4 protein-coding genes are annotated in these 5,548 nt (G+C 71.1%); all 4 read right to left on the minus strand.

Annotation, left to right across the window (positions count from 1 at the left end; translation table 11 throughout):
* Positions 1–165 precede the first annotated feature (165 nt).
* Positions 166–585, minus strand: a complete 420-nt coding sequence (locus QZY48_RS26790; RefSeq protein WP_366929791.1) for a carbon starvation CstA family protein — start codon at positions 583–585, stop codon at positions 166–168.
* Between the two features lie 252 nt (positions 586–837).
* Positions 838–1,089 carry a YgiT-type zinc finger protein gene (locus QZY48_RS35060; RefSeq protein WP_366929792.1) on the minus strand — a complete coding sequence of 84 codons (252 nt, stop codon included), beginning with the start codon at positions 1,087–1,089 and terminating at the stop codon, positions 838–840.
* Between the two features lie 90 nt (positions 1,090–1,179).
* Positions 1,180–4,731, minus strand: coding sequence for a sulfite exporter TauE/SafE family protein (locus tag QZY48_RS26795; RefSeq protein ID WP_295436604.1), 3,552 nt, complete (start codon positions 4,729–4,731; stop codon positions 1,180–1,182).
* A gap of 130 nt (positions 4,732–4,861) precedes the next feature.
* On the minus strand, positions 4,862–5,293 hold the full coding sequence (locus QZY48_RS26800; RefSeq protein WP_295436606.1) for a host attachment protein: 432 nt from the start codon (positions 5,291–5,293) through the stop codon (positions 4,862–4,864).
* Positions 5,294–5,548 lie beyond the last annotated feature (255 nt).

The following is a 5,548-nucleotide window of genomic DNA, read 5'->3' on the forward strand; positions in this document are numbered from 1 at the left end:
CCTCCAACAGCCGCAGCGACAGACCACGCAGCCGACCCTCGTCCAGGGCCTGGACGTAGGCTTCATCAAGCTGGCTGAGGCTGTGGTCGCTCAGGTGCATCGGTCAGTGGCGCGGTATCATCGGGCAGCGTAGGGGGAACATACTGATCGGGCTGGAGGCAGCGGTCAAGGGGTCTCTGAACGGCTACGTACCGCCCCGGCCAGCACCACCCCCACCAGGATCCAGATGGTGCCGGGCAGGAAGCCCATCTGCGCCGCCAGGATCGGGCCGACCAGGGGGCCGGCCCCGGCAATGGCGGCGAAGTGGTGGCCGAAGACGACATATTTGTTGGTCGGGACATAGTCCAGGCCGTCGTTGCGGCGTTCGGCCGGGGTCAGCCGGCGATCGTCCAGCTCGAACACCCGTTCGGCGATGAACTTGCTGTAGAACCGGTAGGCGATCGCGTAGCAGGAGACCGCCGCCAGCACCAGCCAGGCGGCATTGACGGGCTCACCGCGGCTCAGGGCGAGGATGGCAAAGGCGGTGGCCCCCACCAGGGCCACGGCCAGCCAGATGACTTTCGACTTTACATCATTCGACTTCACACCATTCTCCTGTCGCGCTTGTCAGAGGGTTGAATGATCGGGACTGGGCAAGCACCCCGGGGCCGCTGTGACCGGCCGAGGCCCCCAAGCGTCAGGATAGTGCCAAGTTCTCCTCTCGGTTGCACATTTTTCTTGGGAGATGGCCGGCACCGGCCCGGGGCGCCGGTTGCGCGCGGCGAGCGGTCGGCAAATCGGCCGCGATGGAGGCACCGCAATGACGGAATCGCTATCGCGTTCCGCCCGACCCGGGCTTTAAGCTGCAAACCGCTCGACGTCAATCATCCGTGCCTGATGCTGCTGACGTTCGCGAAGTTGCTCGATTTCGCGCAATGTTGCCGCGGCGATATATTGCTCGTGGCAAGTGCGGCAAACAATCATAGGGATGTCTTCAATAACCAGAAGATCATTGCCGCGACCGAAGGCCTTAGCGACACGCCTTATTTGAGCGGGTCCACCGCAGACAGGGCAGCTTGTTTCATTTGCCTCTTCCCTCCGTGTCCTCAACGGTCCCGGTTGCTAGCCCGGGCGGATGCCCGCAGGCCGATCCGCCACGATGCAGGTACCGAAATGGCGGAACCGCTATCGCGTTCCGCCCTACGCGGGCTCGGCAACCAGTGCCCCGCAGCGGCGCGCAAAGCGCCGGACCACCGCCGCCATGCGCCACTGAGACTCCGGGTCCAGGTCCGCCCAGGGGCCGCGCCAGTCCAGGGTGCAGGTCAGTTGCGATCCGTGCGCCGCCGTACCGAGCGCCAGTTGCAGCACCAGTTCCGCCGGTGTTGCCGTGGCAGACCCGGCGCGCTGGATACGCAACTCGATCCCCCGGCTCGCCAACTGGGGCGGCTGCATCGTCAACTGCGCCGCCCCGTCGGACGCCCCGGCACCGCCACCCCGGCATGCCTCGCGCAGGGGGATCGCCAGTTCCTGTTCGCCGAAGTGCGCGATCAGCGCGGTGATCTCCTCCAGTCGGGCCAGGGCGCGGCGCAGCGCCCGGGGGTCCGGGGCCTCGTCGCGGACCTGGCGATCCAGGACCTGGCGGAGCCGGTCGAAGGCCTTGGGGATGATGCCGCCATGCAGGCCGCGCCGCAACAGACCGTTCATGGTGTGGCCGTGCGCGCCCAGGCGGGCCCTGGGCACGGGGTGGGCGCGGTTGGCGCCGTAGAGCCGCCAGTTCTCCTTGAGTTCCCAGAACAGGAAGCCGAAGAGCCCGGGCAGGAGGAACAGCGTGACGGCGATCAGCGGCAGGGCGATGGGGGAGGGCAGCAGGGGGGAGAGTCCGGCGTGCAGCCACCTGCCGAGCGTTGGGAGCAAGGGCAGCAGTAGCTTATGGCCCAGGGTGACGACAGGGAAGTGCTTGATCGGGTTGGTCTGGGGCTCGATCAGGACGACGACGTAGAATTGGAGTGCCGCCTCCCAGGCGGTCCACAGGGGGGCTGCCAGGGCCTTGAGGAGGGTGACGGCGGGGACCTCGCCCAGGCGCGGGCTCAAGCGGGTGCGGATGAGATGCAGTCCCTGGTCCAGGGTGCGCAGGCCCCGCTTGAAGAACTCCATGACGGGCGCGATCAGGTCCGCCAGCCGCTCCTGCCGCAGCAACTCCCTGAACTGGCGTCCGGCGGTCGCCAGGTCGTCGAGTTGGCGGCGCCCCGCCGGGGTGTCCCGCAAGCGGGTGCCCAGCGCATAGGCCAGTGCCAGCACCGCCGTCCAATGCGCGGGCCCGGACGCCCCCGGCGTGACGAGGAACCACAGGACCGCCAGCGGCAGCAGGGGCAAGAGGCCGATCGTCACAGGGGCCAGGATGCCCCCCAGCAGGCCCCGGACCAGGCGACGTTCAAGGAGCCATCTGATGGGGGCCGAGCGTAACAGGCGGGGCAGGCCGGTCAACAGCAGCAGGCGGGTCAGCCACGCCGCCCCCCGCCAGAGGCGGCGGACCCAGCGCCGGCCGGCATCGGTGTTGGCGCCCGCACTTAAGACCGCCGCCAGGAGCAGGACCACCCAGGGGTCGGTCAAGGGGGGGTGGCCGCTGTCCCACAGGTCCCACAAGAGTGCCGTGACCGCCAGGGCGGCCCAGGCGGCGAGCACCGGCAGCAACACCAGGCGCAGGCCGCGCCGCCCGCGCCGGGTCCCGAAAAGGGGCGCGCTCAGTCGTTGCAGCCCCTTCACATAGAACTCACCGGGCCGATAGATCCCGGGCAGGGCCCGTGCCGCGGCCTGATCGAAGGATCCCAGGCGGTCGCCGTATCGCCAGTCTCCCCATTGTGCATCGGGCAGACTCAGGGTGTCCTGGTTCAGCAGGTCGCGCAGATCGGCGAACCGCAGTTGCCGCTGCCGCCGGATCAGGCGCGCCAGGGAGTCGGCGAGACGGCGGCCGGCGAGCCGGCCCGCCGGGTCAGCGGGGACCAGTGCAGCCGTCTCCAGGACCTCCAGCAGCCGGGCGCGCAGGCGCTCCTGGAGGCCCCCGTCGATGCGCCCCGCGAGCGTCGCCAGCGGCTCCCCCAGCCGGTCCAGGTCGGCCACCGGCCAGGGGAGTTCCTCCAGCAGGCGGCGGGCGCCGTCAAGGGCGGCCAGGGCCTTCAAAGGACCCTGGAAGGGCAGGACCTGGCGTGGCCCGGCCGGCGTAAACCAGGCGCGTAGCCTGATCCGATAATAGGTGGTGCGGCCCTCGCGCAGGGCCGTTTCGAGTTGGCCGAGCAGTGTTTGGGCCGGGCGGGCGGCGGCCCCGCGCTCGGCCGCCAGGCGTCGGAGCAACTCGCCCAGTTCATCGGCGGTGGCGGGGGACAGGCGCCAGGTCGTGGCCAGGACGTGCGCGAAGGTCTCCGCCGTGGCCCGTTGGCGCTGATCCAGGAGCCGCAGCACCGGGTCCGTGGGGTGCTGACCGGCGCCGTCGCCGGGTCCGACTGCCGCCTCATAGCGGGCGCGGATCGCGGCCAGGTGCCGCAGGGCGGCGGCGAAGCGACCCTCCCAGTCCGCCCGCTGGGCCGCCGCGGTGGCGGACCGCAAGGTTGCGATCAGGGCCAGGAGTGCCCTCCCGGTGAGCGGCGGGCGCTCGCGGGCCAGGACCCTGGACAGGGTGCCCCACAGGTCGAGCAGCCCATCGAGCGGGGCTTGCAGGGCCTCCGCCAGGCCCGCCCCGAGCCGCGCGAGGCGGCCCGGACGGCGGCGGATCGCGGCCCCCCGGTGCAGGGCGAGGAGGCACCGGGACTGGACGTCCGAGCGGGGTCTGGCGCCTGGGTCAGGACCAACGCCCGGTAACAGGTGCGCGGCCGGCCCCGGGGTCGTAACGGGTGCGGTCCCCGCGGGGGCCGGGTCCGGCGGCGCGGGGACGGGGGGGTCGGCTTGCACCAGCCAATTACAGGCCCCGGTCAGCCGGTCCGGATCGGAGCGGCCATAGGGCAGGTCCGCGGGTAGCTGCAGGCACAGCCCGGGGGCGCCGCAGGTAACCGACGGGCGGGTGCGCTCCATGGCCTGGGGCAGCCGGCCGCCGGACCGGGGCGGGGGCAGGTCCAGCCCGCTCTCTTCCATCCACCGATCCACCGCGGCCCAGTCCGGCACCGCGGGGAAGCAGCAGCCGCGGCTACCGGGGGCGAAATAGCGCAGGCGCACCACCCGGGCCACGAACGCGCGACCCAGTTGCGCCTCGTCCGCCAGCGCCTCCGGCACCCCGTCGCGGGCCAGGACCTCCCGGGCCTCAGCGAGCGCGGTGCCGCCGATCAGGGTCGTGAGTGTCGCGGGGCCGAAATGGGCCAGGTCCTGGTTGTCGTCCCGGGCCGTTTGCCAGGTGCGGGCCACCTCGCCCTCGAAGCGCCGGGCCCAGTAGTCCCGCAGCAGGGTCCGCTGCGGGGTGGCCCTGAGCACCGGTGCACCCGGCATCGGCAGGAGTATGACCCACTCCGGCAGGCGCAGCCCCTCGATGACCGACAGGGCCTCCGGGTTTTCCGATTCCAACCGCTGCAGGAAGGGGCCGCGGGCCATCAGGTGGTAGCAGACCTCCATTGCCCCCCGCGGTGTACCCAGTCCGTGCAGCCGCTCGATGGCCCGGGGATGGAACAGAAAGACCCCCTCGGCGGGCCGCAAGACCCAATGGCGAAAAGCCTCGGCGGTGACCGGACGGGGCGGCGCCGGGGGGGGCGGGTGTTGCGTTGGCGGTGACAAGGCAGCGCCTCGCGGCATGATCAAACGCGTATCTTGGCACGAGGCGTTGCATCGCGCCCTTCATTACCGCACTGCGCACTGGCCGCGGCGCGGGGCGCGCGGCGGCGGTGCCTGGTCCGCACAGCGGACCCTACAGGAAGTCCGGCAGGGCCTTGCGGATCGCGGCCGGGTCCTGGGTGGCCAGGCCCTTGTCGATCTCCGCAACGATCAGTTGGCGCAGGGCCGGGGACTGGTGGTGGCGGAGCATCCCGAGGAAGGCGGGGGCGGCGACCACATAGAGCTTGCGGAACTGCCCCTGATTGCGGGCCGTTTCCAGCTCCTCGCAGACCTGGGCGGCGAAGCGCTCGGCAATGTCGTGTTTGTGGGGGCGCTCGCCGCTCAACCCATGGCCGGCGACGCCCGGGTTGCGGTCCTGTCCGGCCCGGTCGGTGACCAGATCGCCCTCGTGCAGGCGCGCCTCGGGGGAGGTCAGGGTGCGGACTTCGTGCAGCGGACCGGCGGCCTTGTCCGCGGTGAAGATACGTGCGCGGCTGTTGTCTGCGACCAGGATCCAGGTGGGCATGGCGTGAACTCCCCTCAGGCGGTAGCTGGGTGGACCGGGCGGGTGCGGCCAGGGCGGCGGGCAGACCCCGCGGCCGGTGTCTCGGCGAGGTGCCGTAGCTTAAGTGTAACAGCAGGGTCGGCGTCTGGACGGCCTGCCCCGGTGCCCAGGCATCCGGGTGCCCCGCGGGGGTGCGATCAGAACTGATGTGGTGACCGAGATCCCGGGTACGCTGTCGTTGTCGTTGTCGTAATCGAATAATCCGACCACGATTAC

It is taken from the genome of uncultured Thiodictyon sp., assembly GCF_903828115.1.
Lineage (GTDB): Bacteria > Pseudomonadota > Gammaproteobacteria > Chromatiales > Chromatiaceae > Thiodictyon.

Coding starts and splice junctions, on each gene's coding strand:
- QZY48_RS26800 (WP_295436606.1), bottom strand. CDS start 5,293: ATGCCCACCTGGATCCTGGTCGCAGACAACAGCCGCGCACGTATCTTC.